General features: G+C 72.7%; 15 protein-coding genes. 11 read left to right on the plus strand and 4 right to left on the minus strand.

What is annotated here, in order from left to right; translation table 11 throughout:
• Positions 1-13 precede the first annotated feature (13 nt).
• Positions 14-2,260, minus strand: coding sequence for an MMPL family transporter (locus VG869_13790; GenBank protein ID HEV3452253.1), 2,247 nt, complete (start codon positions 2,258-2,260; stop codon positions 14-16).
• Between the two features lie 78 nt (positions 2,261-2,338).
• On the opposite strand from VG869_13790, the gene VG869_13795 reads away from it, so the two are divergent.
• From VG869_13795 to VG869_13805, 3 genes are all read left to right on the plus strand, one after another.
• Positions 2,339-2,797, plus strand: coding sequence for a cyclic nucleotide-binding domain-containing protein (locus VG869_13795; protein HEV3452254.1), 459 nt, complete (start codon positions 2,339-2,341; stop codon positions 2,795-2,797).
• Positions 2,794-4,620 (plus strand): cyclic nucleotide-binding and patatin-like phospholipase domain-containing protein, encoded by a 1,827-nt coding sequence (locus VG869_13800; GenBank protein HEV3452255.1) that lies wholly within the window; start codon positions 2,794-2,796, stop codon positions 4,618-4,620. The genes VG869_13795 and VG869_13800 overlap by 4 nt, the downstream gene beginning before the upstream one ends.
• A 102-nt stretch (positions 4,621-4,722) precedes the next feature.
• Positions 4,723-8,067 (plus strand): AAA family ATPase, encoded by a 3,345-nt coding sequence (locus VG869_13805; GenBank protein ID HEV3452256.1) that lies wholly within the window; start codon positions 4,723-4,725, stop codon positions 8,065-8,067.
• A gap of 277 nt (positions 8,068-8,344) precedes the next feature.
• On the opposite strand, the gene VG869_13810 is transcribed toward VG869_13805, so the two are convergent.
• Positions 8,345-9,013: a hypothetical protein gene (locus VG869_13810; GenBank protein ID HEV3452257.1), complete on the minus strand. Its 669-nt coding sequence runs from the start codon at positions 9,011-9,013 to the stop codon at positions 8,345-8,347.
• A gap of 37 nt (positions 9,014-9,050) precedes the next feature.
• On the opposite strand from VG869_13810, the gene VG869_13815 reads away from it, so the two are divergent.
• The 8 genes from VG869_13815 to VG869_13850 all read left to right on the plus strand — a co-directional run bounded on the left by VG869_13815 (position 9,051) and on the right by VG869_13850 (position 15,422).
• Positions 9,051-10,031: a cellulase family glycosylhydrolase gene (locus VG869_13815; GenBank protein ID HEV3452258.1), complete on the plus strand. Its 981-nt coding sequence runs from the start codon at positions 9,051-9,053 to the stop codon at positions 10,029-10,031.
• 143 nt (positions 10,032-10,174) lie between these two features.
• Positions 10,175-10,720, plus strand: coding sequence for a DUF1697 domain-containing protein (locus tag VG869_13820; protein HEV3452259.1), 546 nt, complete (start codon positions 10,175-10,177; stop codon positions 10,718-10,720).
• A gap of 160 nt (positions 10,721-10,880) precedes the next feature.
• On the plus strand, positions 10,881-11,822 hold the full coding sequence (locus VG869_13825) for an ABC transporter ATP-binding protein (GenBank protein HEV3452260.1): 942 nt from the start codon (positions 10,881-10,883) through the stop codon (positions 11,820-11,822).
• A complete protein-coding gene (locus VG869_13830) occupies positions 11,822-12,640 on the plus strand; it encodes an ABC transporter permease subunit (protein ID HEV3452261.1) in 819 nt (272 codons plus the stop codon). The genes VG869_13825 and VG869_13830 overlap by 1 nt, the downstream gene beginning before the upstream one ends.
• A gap of 82 nt (positions 12,641-12,722) precedes the next feature.
• Positions 12,723-13,310: a hypothetical protein gene (locus VG869_13835; protein HEV3452262.1), complete on the plus strand. Its 588-nt coding sequence runs from the start codon at positions 12,723-12,725 to the stop codon at positions 13,308-13,310.
• 36 nt (positions 13,311-13,346) lie between these two features.
• Positions 13,347-13,967 carry a DUF2231 domain-containing protein gene (locus VG869_13840; GenBank protein HEV3452263.1) on the plus strand — a complete coding sequence of 207 codons (621 nt, stop codon included), beginning with the start codon at positions 13,347-13,349 and terminating at the stop codon, positions 13,965-13,967.
• 112 nt (positions 13,968-14,079) lie between these two features.
• Positions 14,080-14,874: an SDR family oxidoreductase gene (locus tag VG869_13845; GenBank protein HEV3452264.1), complete on the plus strand. Its 795-nt coding sequence runs from the start codon at positions 14,080-14,082 to the stop codon at positions 14,872-14,874.
• 68 nt (positions 14,875-14,942) lie between these two features.
• Positions 14,943-15,422, plus strand: a complete 480-nt coding sequence (locus VG869_13850; protein HEV3452265.1) for a nitroreductase/quinone reductase family protein — start codon at positions 14,943-14,945, stop codon at positions 15,420-15,422.
• Positions 15,423-15,483: 61 nt separating this feature from the next.
• Here the strand turns inward: VG869_13850 and VG869_13855 are convergent, their stop codons facing one another.
• Positions 15,484-16,755, minus strand: coding sequence for an amidohydrolase family protein (locus VG869_13855; protein ID HEV3452266.1), 1,272 nt, complete (start codon positions 16,753-16,755; stop codon positions 15,484-15,486).
• 17 nt (positions 16,756-16,772) lie between these two features.
• The coding region (locus VG869_13860) for an SDR family NAD(P)-dependent oxidoreductase (GenBank protein HEV3452267.1) at positions 16,773-17,295 on the minus strand (523 nt) is incomplete at its 5' end.

The following is a 17,295-nucleotide window of genomic DNA, read 5'->3' on the forward strand; positions in this document are numbered from 1 at the left end:
GGGGCGCCGACGGTCAGCCTCGGGACGGGGTTGGAACGTCGTCGAAGGCGCGGTCGAGGATCTTGATGGGCTCGTTCTCCCAGATGCCGTACCGCAGGTGCCAGCGTCGCACCGATCGGGGCGACCACCAGTTCGCGCGTCCGGCGAGTCGCATGAACGCGGGAACGAGCGTGGCGCGAATCAAGAACGCGTCGACGAGCACCGCGAGGGTGAGCACCAGGCCGAAGAGCTTGACCTGCAGCACCTCGGACGTGGTCAGCCCGAGGAACACAACGGCGAGGAGGACCGCGGCGGCGGTCACGATGCGACCCGTCTTGCCGAGTCCGACGGCCACGGCGCGCTCGTTGTCGTGATCGACGTCGTATTCCTCCTTGATGCGGCTCAGCAGAAAGACCTCGTAGTCCATCGAGAGTCCGAACGCGATGCAGAACACGAGCACCGGGGTGAAGATGTCGACGAAGCCGGTGGGCGTATAGCCGAGCAGGCCGGCCAGGCGCCCGTCCTGGAAGATGAAGACCATGGCCCCGAAGGTCGCGGTCAGGCTCAGGACGTTGAGCAGCAGCGCCTTCACCGGCACCAGCAGGCTCCCGGTCATCAGGAAGAGCAGGACGAGAGTCACGAGCGCGATGAGCCCGAGCGCGATCGGCAGGCGGTCGATGATCGACTGCTTGGCGTCGACGAACCGCGCCGACTGTCCGGCGACCTCGAACGAGAACGGGGCCCGGGTCGCTCGAACGTCGGCCACGAGCTTCTCGCCGGCCGAGGAGATCGGCTCGATGCTCGGGACGACGCTGACCCAGGTGTCGTTCGGAGAGGAGGTGTTGAAGAAGCGCTGGGAGAGCGGCGACGGCGTGGCCGGGAGCGTCGGGCCGCCGTGGAAGTAGAAGCCGGTCGCGGCGTCGACGCGGGCGACACCGGGAAGCATCCGGAGCCGTTCGGCGAAGGCGTTGATCGCTCCGGGGTCCCGAGTCGGGTTCACGCCGGGGAGCAAGATCCGCAGCGCCGAGCTCTCGCGGCTCGCGAAGTGCTGGCGGATCTGGTCCGTCGCCCGGCGACTGCTCGACACGTCGGGTGGCACCACCCGGTCGTCGACCTGGCCGAGGCGGATGCCGAGGAAGGGGACGGCGAGCGCCAGCAGGACCGCGGTCACCGCGAGCCCGTACGCGACGGGGTGCCGCATCACGCGTCGGGCCTGGCGGCTCCACGCGGTCTCGCGCCCGGGTGCGCGGACGGCGAAGAGCCGACCCCTCTCGATCCGGGGGCCGAGGACCACGAGCACCGCCGGGAGCACGACGATGGCCGCCGTGGCCGCGAGGCCGACGACGGCCGCGCCCGCGTAGGCGAAGGACCGGAGATAGACCTGCGGGAACACGAGGAGCGACAGGAGCGAGATCATCACGGTGCCGGCGCTGAAGGCGACGGTACGACCCGCGGTCTGCATCGAACGGCCGACGGCGACCCGAGTCGACACGCCGGTGAGGAGCTCCTCCCGGTAGCGAGACACGATGAAGAGCGCGTAGTCGACGGCGAGACCGAGGCCCAACGCGGTGGTGAGGTTCATCGAGAAGATCGACACCTCGGTCACCGCGGCGAGGGCCCGCAGGGCGACCAGCGTCCCGACGATCGCCAGGACGCCGACGACGAGCGGCAGCAACGCCGCCACCAGGCTCCCGAACACGAGCACGAGTGCCACCCCGACGATGGGGGTCGTGATGAGCTCGGAGCGCTGGAGGTCCTTCTGCGAGCGGTCGCTGACTTGGTGGTCGACGACGGCGGTGCCGGTCACGGACGTCCGCACGGACCCGGTGCTCGACGTGAAGAGCGGAGCGAGGCGACCCGCCGCGTGCACCCGCTGGTTCAGGGTTCCTCGCAGCGCCGCGATGACGAGCGCCGCACGCCCGTTGGTGCTCTTCAGCTGCGGCGGCTCGCCGAGCGTCCAGTACGAGCCGGCCTGGACGACCGCCGGCTGGTGGGCGAGCCGATCCGTCAGGGCCAGCCCGACCCGGGACACGGACGGGGTGTCGACCGAGTCGACCGCGCTGTCGAGCACCACGACGAAGTCGGGTTCGCCCGCGGTCGGGAAGCGCCGCACGAGCGCGTTGGCGGCGCGATACGACTCCGACCCCGGCGTGTCGAAGCCGCCCGCCGACAGCTTCGCCGCGACACCCGATCCGAGCGCGGCGGCGATCGCGACGAACAGCACGGCCGCGCCGATCACCCACCAGCGCCCGTGCACCACCCCGTGCGCCAGCCGTCGCACCCGCGGCCTCCCCCAGCCCCGTGAAGACGCCGTAGGCTAACGTCCTGCCTTCAGCGCAAGGCGGCCTGGTAGAGGGGGATGGGGATCTCTTCCCGGCGGGAACTTGCAGAGCTGCTCGGCGGCGTCGGCCTCTTTGCCCGCTGCACCCGTCGCGAGCGGGCGACGATCGCCCGGCACATGGAGACCGCGCACTTCGGTGCCGAGACGACGCTCATCGAGGAGGGGGAGGAAGGCGACGCCTTCTTCCTGATCCTCGAGGGCTCGGCGGTCGTGCTCCGCGGGACCCGAGAGGTTGCGGTCGTCCGCGCGGGCGCGTACTTCGGCGAGCTGGCCCTCCTCGACGGCGCCACCCGAAGCGCGACGGTTCGGACGACCGAGCCGGCGACGGTGGCGGTGTTGGGGGCGCGCATGTTCCGGAACCTGCTCCGCGAGTTCCCGGAGCTGACCCTCCAGCTTCTCGCCGGCGTGGCCGCCGAGCTGCGGCGGACCCGTGACGACCTCGACGGGGTCATCGTCCCCGGAGCGGCGTCGGGGTGAGCCTGGCGACGGACCGCGCCGCGTTGCCCCCCGACGAGCTCGGTGCGCTGCTCGAGGAGAGCGCGGTGTTCGCCGCCCTCGACGCCGACGCGCGCGCGTTTGTCGCCGCGCGTCTCGAGGCGCAGAACGCTCCGGGCGGAACGGTCCTCGTTCGCCAAGGTGACGCCGGGGACTGCATGTACCTCGTCGCCATCGGTCGGTTCCGCGTCACCATGACCCGGCCCGACGGGACCGAGGCCCTCGTCGCCGAGATCGGCCGGGGCGAGGTGGTCGGCGAGCTCGCGCTGATCACGACCGAGCCGCGCACCGCCACCGTCACCGCGGTCCGCGACGGTTGCGTGCTGCGCCTCTCCACCGACGCCTACGCGGAGCTCGTCCGGCGGCATCCCGACGCGCTCCGGAGCATGTCGACCGAGGTCGTTCGCCGCCTGGTTCGCTCGAGCCGGGGAGGGATCCGGACCAGCCCGGTGGTCACCATCGCGGTCGTGCCGCTCGCTGAAGACCCGGCCGTGGTCGAGTTCGCGGGTCGCCTCCACGCCTCCCTCGATCGAATCACGGGCCAGGCGGCGCGCCACGTGTGCCGCGCCAGCCACCCGATCGACGAGCTCGACCGGGCCGGCGCGGACCGTCTGGCCGCGTGGTTCGCCCAGCACGAAGCCGGCTTCGAGGTCGCGCTCTACGAGACCGACGTGGATCCGACGCCCTGGACCCGGGCCTGCCTCCGGCAGGCCGACCTGATCCTCGTCGTCGGGGGAGACGGCGTCTCGACCGAACCGCGCCCGGTCGAGGTCGCCATCGCCGATCGGCGGGCTGGTCTCAGCACCCGAACCGAGCTCGTCCTCGTCCATCGACCGAGCGTGGTCGAGGCACGGGGCACTCGACGCTGGCTCGAGGGCCGCACCGTCGACCGGCACCACCACGTGCGCAGCGACCGCGACGGAGACTACGACCGCGTCGCCCGGCTGCTCCTCGGCCGCGGCATCGGCGCGGTCTTCAGCGGGGGCGGCGCCCGGGGCCTCGCCGAGATCGGGGTCTACCGGGCCCTGCTCGAACGAGGGGTCCCGATCGACGCCACCGGCGGCACGAGCATCGGGTCGATCATCGCCGGTGGCGCGGCGCGCGGGCAGACGCCGGACCAGGTCGCGCTCACCTTGCGCAGGGCGGTCGTGGACTCGTCGCCGTTCGACGTCACCTTCCCCGTCGTGTCTCTTGCGGCCGGGGTGCGCGTGTCCCGCCACCTCCGCGACGCCGCCGAGGGCCTCCAGCTCGAGGACCTGTGGCGAAACTTCTTCTGCGTCTCCACGAACCTCAGCCGCGGTGACCTCGAGGTACACCGCACGGGGCCGGCGTGGTACGCGGTGCGGGCGAGCTTCTCGATCCCGGGCGTGTTCCCGCCCGTTCGGAGCCCGGACGGCGACCTCCTCGTCGACGGGGGGCTGGTCGACAACCTCCCGGTCGACGTCATGCGAACCGAGCACGCGGGCATCACGATCGTGTCGGTCGACGTCGGCCGCACCCGCGACCTCCGCGCGGGATCGCTCCCCGACACCGGCACGCTGTCGGGATGGAGGGTCCTGTTCGATCGCCTCGACCCGCGGACGCCGAGCCTCGACACCGCCACGATCGGTCAGATCATGATGCGGCTCACCGAGCTCGGGAACGCCGGCGGCGAGGATCGCGGTGACCTCTACATCCGGCCACCGGTCGACGCCTTCACCATCGGCGACTTCAAGGCGTTCGACCGGCTGGTCGAGATCGGCTACCAGGCCGGGATCGAGGCCGTCGACTCGTGGCTCGCGTCCGAGCCCTTGTCGCCCGCGTGAGATCGCGGCGAGCCTCATGAGCGGTCGCGACGACGTCATTGACGGGCACCGTCGGCGTCGCCGGTCGCGGCGCCATCCCGCCGGGGCCCTCGGGGGCGGGCGGTGAGCACCGAGACCGTCGCCGTGCTCTTCACCGACCTCGTCGGGTCGACCGAGCTGCTGACCCGGGTCGGGGAGGAGCACGCCGAGGAGCTCCGACGCGAGCACTTCCGCGTGCTGCGGACCGCCCTGGCCGAGCGTGACGGCCGCGAGGTGAAGAACCTCGGTGACGGGATCATGGCCGTCTTCGCCAACGCGTCGGCGGCCGTGGCCTGCGCGGTGCGGATGCAGCAGCGGATCGACGCCCGCAACCGCCGGATCAACGTCGAGCCGCTCGCCATCAAGATCGGGGTGGGCTCGGGCGAGTGCGACGTCGAGGACGGCGACTACTTCGGTCCGCCGGTCGTCGAAGCCGCCCGGCTGTGCGCGCAGGCCACCGGGGGGCAGATCCTCGCCACCGAGCTGGTCCGGGCCCTCGCGGGCACCCGGGGCGGGTACACGTTCGAGCCGCTGGGCCCGGTCGCGCTGAAGGGGTTCCCCGATCCGGTGCCGGTCGTCGCGGTGGCGTGGTCGCCGATTCCCCTCGACGCCGAGGGCAGCACGATCGTCCCGCTGCCGCTCCGGCTGGAGGCGGCGAGCGCCCGCAGCTTCATCGGCCGGACCCACGAGCGGGCCAGCCTCGCCGAGGCGCTGAAGCACGCCGACGCCTCCGCCCAGCGCCAGGTGGTGCTCATCTCCGGCGAGGCGGGGATCGGCAAGACCTACCTCGCGGCCGAGGTGGCCCGGGAGGCCTACGCCGGTGGGGCGGTCGTGCTCTACGGACGCTGCGACGAGGAGCTCGGCATCCCGTACCAGCCGTGGGCCGAGGCGCTCCGCCACCTCGTGCTCCACGCGTCCGACGAGCTCCTGGCCCAACACGTCACCGCTCGGGGTGGCGAGCTGGCCCGACTCGTGCCGGAGCTCACCAGCCGAGTCGACGCGCTGCCCGAGCCGCGGTCCGGCGATCCCGAGACCGAGCGCTACCTGCTCTTCGGCGCGGTGCTGGGACTCCTCGAGGCCGTCTCGACCGGCTCACCGATCGTCATCGTCCTCGACGACCTCCACTGGGCCGACAAGCCGACCCTCCTCCTGCTCCGGCACGTCGTCGCCACCCCCGGGACCCTCCGCGTGCTCATGATCGGCACGTACCGGGCGACCGACCTCGGCACCGGGCACCCGCTGACCGACGTGCTCGCGGCCCTCCACCGCGAGGACGGCATCGAGCGCGTCGAGCTGGCCGGGCTCGGCGATCGCGAGGTGGTCGACCTCGTCGAGACCGCGGTCGGGCACGACCTCGATCGGGGAGGAGTCGCGCTCGCCCACGCGCTGTACCGGGAGACCGACGGCAACCCCTTCTTCACCAACGAGATCCTCCGCCACCTCGTCGAGACCGGCGCGCTCGCCCAGGACGCCGACGGCGTCTCGGTCGCGGCCATCGACTTCAGCGGCGGTGGGTTGCCCTCCAGCGCCCGAGAGGTCATCGGTCGACGGGTGGCGCGCCTCGGCCAGGGGGCGGAGCAGGTGCTGCGCGCCGCCGCCGTCATGGGCCGCGACTTCGATCTCGCCCTCCTCGGCCAGGTGACCGACGTCGGCGAAGACGCGCTCCTCGACGTCATGGACGCGGCCTCGGCCAGCGCGCTCATCAACGAGGTCGCCGACGTGCCCGACCGCTTCACGTTCTCCCACGCCCTCGTCGAGCACACCCTCTACGAGGACCTGAGCGGCAGTCGTCGGGCCCGCCTACACCGACGGGTGGCCGAGGCACTGGAAGGCTCCTGCGGCGACGACCCCGGTGAGCGCGTGAGCGAGCTCGCCTACCACTGGGCCCGAGCCACGGCGCCGAAGGAGCCCGTGAAGGCGATCGAGTACGCGCGGCAGGCGGGCGACCGCGCTCTCGCGAGCCTGGCGCCCGACGACGCGCTGCGCTGGTACCGACAGGCGCTGGAGCTGCTCGACGAGCACGACCCGGACGACGTCCGCGCTCGCTGCGCGCTGCTCGTGCGCGTCGGGGACGCCGCCCGGCAAGCCGGCGACCCGTCCTACCGGGAGACGCTGCTGGACGCGGCCCGACAGGCGCAGGCCGCCGAGGCCATGGACCTGGTCGTCCAGGCCGCGCTCGCGAACAGCCGGGGCTTCTTCAGCGCCGTCGGCCACCCCGACGAGGAGCGGATCTCCGTGCTCGAGTCCGCCCTCGGGGCCATCGGCGAGCTGCGGTCGGCCGAGCAGGCTCGACTCCTGGCCCTCCTCGCGCAGGAGCTCGTGCCGACCGGGAACCTGGCCCGGCGGCGCCAGCTGAGCGACCACGCCGTCGAGATCGCACGCGAGGTCGGCGACGCCAAGACCCTGCTCGAGGTCCTGAACCTGCGCTTCAACGCCATCCTCGCCCCCGAGACGCTCGACGAGCGGCTGGCGGTCTCGGCCGAGGCGGTGCAGCTGGCCGAGGGGGCCGGCGACCCCGTCGCCCGCCACTTCGCGGAGACGTTCCGCGTCTTCGCGGCGCTCGACGCCGGCGACCGCGACGAGCTCGACCGCGCCGCCGCGACCGCGATCGAGCTGGCTGACGCGGTGGGGCAGCCCGTGCCCCGGTGGGTCGCGACCTGGGAGCGGGCGCTCCTCGCCTGGCTCGACGGGGACCTCGAGCGAACGGAGCAGCACGCCACCGACGCGCTGACGCTCGGCTTCGAATCCGGCCAACCGGACGCCGCCCTCGTCCCCGGGGTGATCCTCCTGACCCTGCGCTGGGCCCAGGGCCGAGCCGACGAGCTCGAGGGGGTCCTCCTGCAGTTCGTCGCCGACACGCCCGGGCTCACCGCGCTCAAGGCCGCCGTCGGTGTCCTCTACTCCGAGTACGACCGCCTCGACGAGGCCCGGGAGACCCTCGACGCGAAGGTCGCCGAGGGCTTCGAGAATCACCGCGACGACGCCTTCGGCCTCGCGGCCCTCGTCCTGTGGAGCTACGTGATCGCCGACGTCGGCCACGTCGTGGCCGCGAGGCTGCTCCTCCCGGACCTCCTGCCGCGCCGCGACCAGTTCGGCGGCGCCGCCGTCGTCGTCATGGGATCGGTCGCGACGGCCATCGGCGCCCTGCAGACCGTCCTCGGTGACTTCGCCGCCGCCGAGGACGCGCTGCAGCAAGGCATCGCCGCGTCCGAGCGCCTCCGCGCGCCGTACCTGCTCGCGCTGACCCAGTGCGCGTTCGCCCGGCTCTTGCTTCGCCGCGACGAGCGCGGTGACCGGGATCGTGCCCAGCGCGCGCTCGACGACGCCACCGAGCTGGCACATCGGTTCGGGTTCGAGGGCGTCAAACGACGCGTCCACCGACTGGCGCCGTCGGCCTCCCCGTCGACGGGGGACGCGACCGCGACCTGACGCAGGCCCGCCGTCCACGTCGGAGCCGTCGGCGGCATCGGCCCGAACGCCCTCGGGTCAGCCACCGCCGTCCCGCGCCCGGTCGGCGCCGGCAGCCCGGATCCTGACGCTCGGCTGACGGCTCGCCGGTTCCCGGGCGGTCGGAATCGGGTCACGGGGCGGCGGCGCGACGGTCACTCACCGTATCGCCGCGCGCGTGGGTTCCCCGTGAGTTCCCCGCGTCGTTTCCTGCCCGCCACCTCGGCGCCACCCGCCTGACCAAGGTTCGTCCCGTGCGCTACAGCGAGCATCCCCGGTCGTATCTCACGACGGCCGCGCTCGTGCTCGCCGCCATCGCCGTCTGCGCGCTCGTCCCGTCGCCGAAGGGAGGAGGGCCGAACGCCCGAGGCTCGGACCGAGCGGTCCGCGCCAGCCTCGCGACCAACCGAACCGCCCGGAGTCCGGTATCCGGGGATGCAGCGCCCGCCGCGCACCCGCCGACGACGAGCACCGACAGCGCTCGACGGGGCACCGACCGTGACAGCGACGGGCCAGCTGCCGCGCACCCGTCGTCGGCGAGCCCAGCCACCTCGGCGACGACGGCCCCCTCGCCGACCACGTCGCCGCCGACGACCCCCGGCGCGGCCAAGCCCGAGTCCCCGAGGGTCCAGGACCAGCCCGCGGCCGACCCGGACGCGCCGGCTCCCGACCACGACACGCCGGCTCCCGTCCCCGACACACCCGCCCCGGACCACGACGCCCCAGCTCCCGACCACGACACGCCGGCGCCGGCACCCAGTGCGCCGGTCTCGGTCCTCGATCCGCCCGGTGCCGATCCCGGCAGCCCGGACCCGGTGACGACGCCCCCGCCACCGACCGCGCCGACCACACCGACCACACGGACCGCACCGACCACCACCACCTCCACGACGACCACGACGACCACCACGACGACGACCCCAAGCACGCCGCCACCGTCGGTCGGTGCGGGCGGCTTCTACGTCGTGGGCCACCAAGTCGTCGCCCCCGACGGCAACGGGTACTACCCGGTGGGCGCCAACGTCGGCATCCCCGGCTACTTCGACTGGCGCGGGGTCGCCAACGGCCACGCCAGCGACGCGGTCGCCTGGGGATGGAACACCGTCCGGCTCACCATCCTCTGCACCGACGTGGTGGCCCCCCCGCCGTCCGACGGCGCTATCGCCAGCCTGGTCCAGGAGTACACGGCGAAGAAGATCGTCGTCGTGATCGGGTGCTGGGACATGACGATGAACAACCAGGGTGACGGGACCAGCCTCAGCGACCCGACCGTGCTGAAGCTGGACGCGTTCTGGACCCGGATGGCCCAGCAGTACAAGACCAACCCGTACGTCTGGTTCAACGCCGAGAATGAGCCCTACTGGACCGACAACGCCGGCTGGGTCGCCTTCCAGGACCACTTCCTCCACCTCGTCCGGGCCCAGGGGGCCGAGAACATCTTCGTGGCCGACGTGATGAACGCCGGGAACGACGCCGGCTGGGGCGGAGCGAGGTTCGTGTACGACCCGTCGATGGGCCCGGCCGTCAGCGCGGGTCAGTGCAACGTCCTCTTCTCGATGCACAACTACGGTGGCGTGGACGACACGATCACCTCGTCGGTGTACTGGCAGAACGTCGCGTCCGCGAACCTGCCGGAGATGGTGGGCGAGTTCGGCTACACGGTCGACGGGTCCTCGACGGCGGGCTCCTACCGGCAGAACCTCAACGGCGCCCTCAGCACCTTCAACCTCGCCCCCAACTTCGGGGTCGGGATGCTGTGGTGGCATGCCACCCACGGCGACAACTACTCGCTCAAGCAGAGCGGCAACGCCTTCTACGCCGACGGGGGTTCCTCCAGCAACCTCAGCCCGGCGGGGCAGCGCCTCTGGAACGTGGGCCACGCCAAGCCGAACCTCGGCCGCTTCACCGGCGACCTCCGCCAGAGCCACTGCGCCTCCGCAGGCTAGGGACCGCAGGCCCCGACCGCGGTCGCCACTCGTCTCGCCGGCGCGCCGGAGGCGCCGGGTCGACGCGGCGGCGGGTCGGCGAGCGGCTCGGCGCCGTCGCCACGGGTGGCCTCGATACCGTGGCTCGCGATCGAGGAGGCCGGATGGCGACCTACGTCGCGCTGCTGCGCGGCGTCAACGTCGGGGGTCGAGCGCAGGTCTCGATGCGGGACCTGCGAGACGCAGTCGGGGCCCTCGGATACGACGACGTGTCCACCTATATCCAGAGCGGCAACGTCATCTTCCGGAACGCGTCGCGGTCGGCGGCTCGGATCCGGGCCGAGCTCGAGCGGGCGATCGACGAGGAGTTCGGCCTGTCGGTGAGCGTGATCCTCCGGACGCCGACCGAGCTGGATCGGGTCGTGCGGCGAAACCCGTTCCTGTCACGGCGGGCCGACGTCGCGCAGCTCCACGTCGCCCTGCTGGGCAAGCGTCCGAGCCGCCCGGCGCTCGCGCGGCTCGAGCCGAAGCGGTCGCCACCCGACGAGTTCGTGGCCATCGACCGCGAGATCTACCTCCGGTGCCCAAACGGGATCGGCCGCAGCAAGCTCACGAACGACTACTTCGAGCGGCAGCTCGACACGCCGGTCACGATGCGGAACTGGCGGACGGTCACCGAGCTCCTGCGCCTCGCCCAGGCCCGACCGTGAGACCCCGAGGAGGTCGGAATGTCACGCCTGTGATTCGCACGCAGCGACGCGACCGGTCGCGCCCCCCGCGACGGCCCCGGACCGCCGAGGCCCGCGCGACGCGTGGCCGGGCTCGTCGCCGGTTACGTTGCGCCGAGACTCGGTGTGCTGAGGTGAGGCGATGAACGGCGTGCGACCGCATTCGGGAAACGGGGCTGGCCCCGCGATCGAGCTGGCCGGCCTCACGAAGCGGTTCCGCTCGAGCGTGCTGGCCGTCGACCACCTCGACCTGCGCGTGGACCACGGGCAGGTCTGGGGCCTCCTGGGGCCGAACGGCGCCGGCAAGACGACGACGCTGCGCATGCTGGTGGGCCTGGTGCGTCCGACCAGCGGGACGGCCAGCCTGCTCGGCACTGCGGTCGAGCCCGGCTCGGCGGTGCTGGCGCGCGTCGGCACCATGATCGAGCACTCCTCGTTCGTCCCCTTCCTGTCCGGGATGAAGAACCTCGAGCTGTACTGGGAGTCCCGCGGCGGCGCCTTCGCCGACGCCAACGTGGACGAGGCGCTCGAGATCGCGGGCCTCGGGAACGCGATCGACCGCAAGGTCAAGACCTACTCGCAGGGGATGGCGCAACGACTCGGCGTCGCCCGAGCGCTGCTGGGACGGCCCGACGTCCTGATCCTCGACGAGCCGACCACGGGACTCGACCCCGCCGAGATGCGGGAGATCCGGGCGCTGCTCCAGCGCCTGCGCGGCCAGGGTGTCACCGTCTTGCTCTCGAGCCACCTCCTCAACGAGGTCGAGCAGGTCTGCAGTCATGTCCTCGTCATGGACCGAGGCCGCCGCCTCCGCGCCGGCACCGTGGCCGAGCTGACCCAAGCCGGGGGATCGGCGTACGTCGAGGTCGACGACGTCGAGCGGGCCCGCCAGGTGCTCGTCGGGCACCGAGGCGTCAGCAGCGCGACCCCCGAAGGTGTGGGCCTGGCCGTGAGCCTCGACGGCGCCGGCCGCGCCGAGATCGTCGCCACGCTGGTGCGGGCCGGCGTCCGCGTCGAGACCGTCGCCTCGAGGCGGCGCCTGGAGGACGCCTTCCTGGGCCTCCTCGACGAGGAGGAGCGGTGATGCTCTCGGTCTTCCGCACCGACTGGGTCAAGCAGTGGCGTCGGCCGCTCACGTACGTCGCGCTGGCGCTCATCGTGATCATCCCGGTCATCTTCGCCATCGCGCTCAAGGCGAACCCCCCGGGGCGTCCCGAGGACACCCGTGACGTCGGCGACTCGTTCGGCTTCCTCGCGACCAAGAGCGGTCTCTACCTGGGGGTCTCGACCCTGCTGATGACCAGCCGCTTCCTCCTCGAGGTCGTGGTCGCGATCTTCGCGGGCACCGCGATCGCGTCCGAAGCGAACTGGGGGAATCTGCGAGCCCTCCTCGTGCGACCCATCCCGCGCGGGCGGCTCCTGGCGGCCAAGCTGACCACGGCCACGCTCCTGGGGCTCATCGCCGCCGCGCTCGTCCTGGCCGTCGGCGTCATCGCCGGCGTGATCGCCTTCGGCTGGCACCCGCTCGTGGTCAACGGCATGCACCAGTCTCCCGATCAGATCCTCGGGAACCTCGCCCTCGCCACGCTCTACGTGTTCTGGAGCCTCTCGAGCGTGATCGCGCTCGGGTTCATGGTCTCTACCCTGACCGATTCGGCCGCCGGCGCGGTCTTCGCCGCGCTCGGCCTCTACGTCGTCTCCCAGATCCTCGACCAGATCACGTCGATCGGCACGATCCGCTACGCCTTCCCCACGCACTACCTCGACGCCTGGCAGCACCTGTTCACCGGGAGCGGCCCGACTGCGGACATGCTCCGCGGCACGCTGCTCCAGGTCGGCTACGTCCTCGCCTTCCTCGGCTTCGCCTGGTGGTGGTTCCGCCGCAAGGACATCCTGTCCTGACCCGCGCGCCCGCGACGGTCGCCGGAGCCGGGCGGCGAGGGGCTGGTCCGCTTCGCCCGGACTGGCCAACATGAGGGGACAGATGTCGGACACGAGCGCTGGGGCCGACCCCGGGTCGGTCCGGGCCAGCCCCGAACGGGTGCCACCGTCCCGGCGAGCGGGTTCGGGCCCGGCGGTGGCCGCCCGGTACGGCGACCTGGCGCGGGCGCGAGCGGCGATCGGCGCCCTCGAGCGCGCCGGCGTGGACGGCAACGACATCGAGCTGCTCGGGCGGCCGGCCGACGCCGCCCGGGTGCCTCACGACCCGAAGCTGGCCGACCGTCGCGTCGTCTTCTACCTGCTGCCGCGCCTGGCCCGCGGGCTCGCCCTCGGGCTGGCGGTCGGCGTGGCGGTGGGCTTGCTCATCGCCGGGGTCGCGTTCGCGACCGGCCTCCTCAGCTGGTCGGTCGGCCGGTTCGGCGTCTGCGTCCTGGTCGGTCTGTTCCCCGGGGCGACCCTCGGCGTGCTGCTGTCCTTCGAGCGGTCGGTCAGCCTCGCCGACGACTGGGCGCTGACCTTCGAGGACGCGCCCGCGGGTCCGGTGTGGGTCGGCGTCTACACCGGCGACAGTGAGGCGTGCGCCCGAGTCCGGCGGGTCCTGCAGCACGACGAGCCGCTCGAGCTCCGGTAGCGGCTCTCCACACCCGGTTGCCTAGGGGAGGTCACCATGCGTCACTTGTCGTTCCGGCCCGCGCTCACGCTGCGGGGGCGCACCTTCAAGGGGCTCCGCGGCTGGGCCGGCAAGCCGCTCCACCCACCCCTCACCGACGTGCCGGTCGGCGCCTACATGCTCGTCGCCGCCTTCGACGTCATCTCGGTCGCGGGCCAGAGCGAGGCCTGGGGACGCGACTTCTACCGCGCTGGGACCTTTACGCTCGTCGGTGGCGCCGCGGTCTCGCTGTTCACCGCGCTGACCGGCTTCTGGGACTGGCTCCGCTCGTCGGAGGCCGGGACGCAGGCCCGCCGCACCGCGAACGCCCACGCCCTGACCATGATCACCGTCACCGTGCTCGTGCTGGCCGACATCGGGACGCGCATCCTCCTCTATCCCGGTAATCGGTACACGCCCGCGCTGCCGTTCGTCCTGAGCCTCGCCGCGGCGGGGCTCACCGTCCTCGGCGGCACGATCGGCGGCTCGCTGGCCTACGACTACGGGTTCAACGTCGAGACCGCCGGCGACAGCCCGGTCTGGCACCGGTCGGAGCGAGACGTGCTGCCCGGCCATCGCGACGCGCCGCCGTCCGGCGACGGAGAGGTCTCGGCGTCGTCGACCACCAGCGGCGGCTAAGCCCGACCGACGCCGCCCGCCACCCCGACCCGGCGCGGCGCCGGCGCCGAGCACCAGCCGGGCGGCGCGGCCCCCGGTACCGTCGGCGCCCGCGGCGAGCGGGAGGGTCAGCATGGGACAGTTGGACGATCGCGTCGCGGTCATCACCGGCGCCGGGGATGGCATCGGCAAGGGGATGGCACGACGGTTCGCGGCGGAGGGCGCCAAGGTCCTCGTCGCCGAGCTCAACGACGAGACCGGCGCCGAGGTCGCGGCGCAGCTCGGTCGTGACTTCGGCGCCGAGGCCCAGTTCGTCCACACCGACGTGGGCGAGAAGGCCGACAACCTGGCGATGATCGCGGCCGCGGTCGACCGGTGGGGGACCATCGACATCCTCGTCAACAACGCCTACGGCGGCGGTCGCCTCGGCCGCGTCGAACACAAGACCGACGACCTCATGGCGCACGGGATGCGGGTGGCCTTCCTCGGGCCGTTCTGGGCCATGCAGGCGGCGTTCCCGGTCATGAAGGCGAACGGCTACGGACGGATCGTCAACGTCTGCTCGCTGAACGGCGTGAACGCGCACGTGGGGACGGTCGAGTACAACACGGCCAAGGAGGCGCTGCGGACCCTCACCCGGACCGCGGCTCGAGAGTGGGCGACGACCGGCGTCGTCGCCAACGTGATCTGCCCGGGTGCCCTCACCGCCGCCGCCCGAGCCGTCTTCGAGCGGAACCCCGAGCTGCGTGTCTCGGCCGAGACCGCCCATCCGATGGGCCGCCTCGGCGACCCCGAGCTGGACATCGCGCCGGTCGCGCTCTTCCTCGCCAGCGAGGACTGCCGCTACGTCACCGGCAATACCCTGTTCGTCGACGGGGGTACGCACATCAATGGCGCCGCGTGGGCGCCGGACCTGCCCGACGACTGACACCGACCGTCGCGAGGCCGCCGCCCACGCGAGTGGGCGGGAAGAGCCGGGGGCTCTACCTTGAGCGCATGACCGAGAGCCAGCGGGTCGAGCAGGTGTGGGAGACGCCGCCGCTCGACGAGATCCCGAAGCTGAGCCGGGCCCACGTGGAGGCGATGGAGGCCACCGACGACCCCGCGGTGTGGGACCAGGCGGGGATGCACCACGTGCTGCTCCGCACGATCGGCCGGCGATCGGGCCAGGAGCACAAGGTGGCCCTGCCGACCTGGTTCGACCCCGAGGGCCGCCGCGTAGTGGTGGCGTCGTTCGCGGGGGCGGCGCGGCACCCGGCCTGGTACTTGAACCTCAGCGACCGGGTCGCGAACCCCGAGGTGCGGTGCCGGGTCGAGGGCGGCGAGTACTGGAGCGAGCCCGAGATCCTCGACGGCGACGAGTACGACCGGGTCTGGGCGCTGCTCGTCGCCGACCGCGCCTGGTACGCCGACTACCAGCAGCGGACCGACCGTCGGATCCCGCTGGTTCGGCTGCCCGAGACCCGGCCGGCCTGACCCCCGGACCAGGGGGCCGGACCTTGAGCGGGGACCGCGCCCTCCCGGCCGACGCGCCCGCTCAGGCGATCGGGACCTCGACCGCCTCGATCCCCGTGATCCACGGCCGACCGGCTTCCTTCACGGCGGACCACTTCTCGAGCCCGGCGCCGGTCTGAGCGAGCTCGGCCGCCGTCGGGCCGATGCGCGCCGCGACCGGCGCCAGCGCCGCGACGTCGAAGTGGTAGATGCCCGCCGCGTTGCCGCCGAGGATCGCGCCCGTCTCGTCGGCCGGGATGTCCCAGAAGGCGTCGCGCAGCCACTCCTTCGTGTGCGGCCACGTGCCCTCGGGGTGCGGGAAGTCATTGCCCCACATGAGGTTGCCCACCCCGATCTCGTACCGTCGGGCCAGCTCGCGTCGACGGGTGTTCGACGCGCCGATCGCGCAGTTGCGGTCGAAGTAGGCGCTCGGGCGGATCGCCAGCCGCGCCGTGAGCCCCTCACCGAGCTTCTTGGCCCCGTGCTCGCGGTCGAACACGATGTCGGAGGTCCACAGCAGGTCCGGCGCCCAGAAGGCCCCGCACTCGGTCACGACGAACCGCAGGTCCGGGAACTGCTCGAACTTCCCCGACCAGAGCAGGAACCACAGCGGCCGGATCGACCACCAGCGGACCTCGGCGACGTAGATGCCGACGTGCTCGCCGTAGGACTCGGTGTCGGCCGACCCCGAGTGCACGTGGACGGGCAGGCCGAGGTCCTGGCACGTCGCCCACACCGCGTCGTACCGCGCGTCGTGGTACGGCGGGTAGGGCTGCCACCGCGAGGGGATGAGGATCCCGCCACGCAGCCCCGACTCGGCGGCGCGGACGATCTCGGCGACGGCGTCGTCGACGTCGGCGAGGATCGGGACGATGGCGACGCCGGCTCGCCGGGCGGGGCTCGCCGCGCACAGCCCGGCGAGCCACCGGTTGTGCGCGCGTGCGCCCGCCATCAGCAGCTCCGGGTCGCAGTCCCCGCGGGCCCCGAGCCCGGCCCCGAACGGCGCCGAGGCGCCCGAGGTCACCGCGTCGGCGTCGGGGAAGATCACCTCGCCGGCGACGCCGTCGGCGTCCAGCTCCTTGTCCCGGCGGGCCGCGTCCCAGCCGCCCCGCAGGCCCTCTTCGTTCTCGCGCTCCCACGCCTCGGCGAACTCCTCGTTCCGCAGCCCGCGCGCCCTCGTCTCCTGGTCGACGACCGCTCGGGCCGCCTGCTCCTCGTCGAACGCCTCGCGGTACCTCGGGTCGAGCCACTCGCGGTACTCGGCGTTCGGGAGCCCGGCGTGACAGTCGGCCGAGACCACCAGGTAGCGCTCCATGCGTCCCTCCTCTCCGGTCAGCCCGCGACGGCGCGCACGTAGGTCGGGTTCTCGCGCTTCAGCATCGAATCGGCGCGGGCGCGGATCTGCTCGTCGGACCGCTCGCTCGGCGGCAGGATCCAGAAGTCCCCAGCCCGGATGGCGTCGACGACGCGCCCGGCGACCTCCTCGACCGGCGTGTACTGCACCTCAACGCCGGCGTCGCGCATGAGCGCCTCGTACTGCTCGAGGGTGACGGGCGGCGCGTCGCGCGGCCGCGCCCGGGCGAACTCGGGCGGGCGGTGACGCCACGCCTCGAACAAGCCGGTCCGGAGCATGTGCGGGCCCGGGAACAGCACCGACGCTCCGACCGCGGCGCGGGCGTCGCGGAGCTGACCGTCGAGCACCTCGGTGAGCGTGACGACCGCGGCCTTCGTCACCGAGTACTCCGGCGTGCCGAGGAGCGGGGCGATGCCGCCGTTCCCGGACGAGGTGTTCACGACGTGCCCGGGGTCGCCCCGCTCGAGCATGAGGGGCACGAACGCGTTGATGCCGTGGATC

The organism is Acidimicrobiia bacterium, from assembly GCA_035948415.1.
In the GTDB taxonomy this organism is placed as follows: domain Bacteria; phylum Actinomycetota; class Acidimicrobiia; order IMCC26256; family PALSA-555; genus PALSA-555.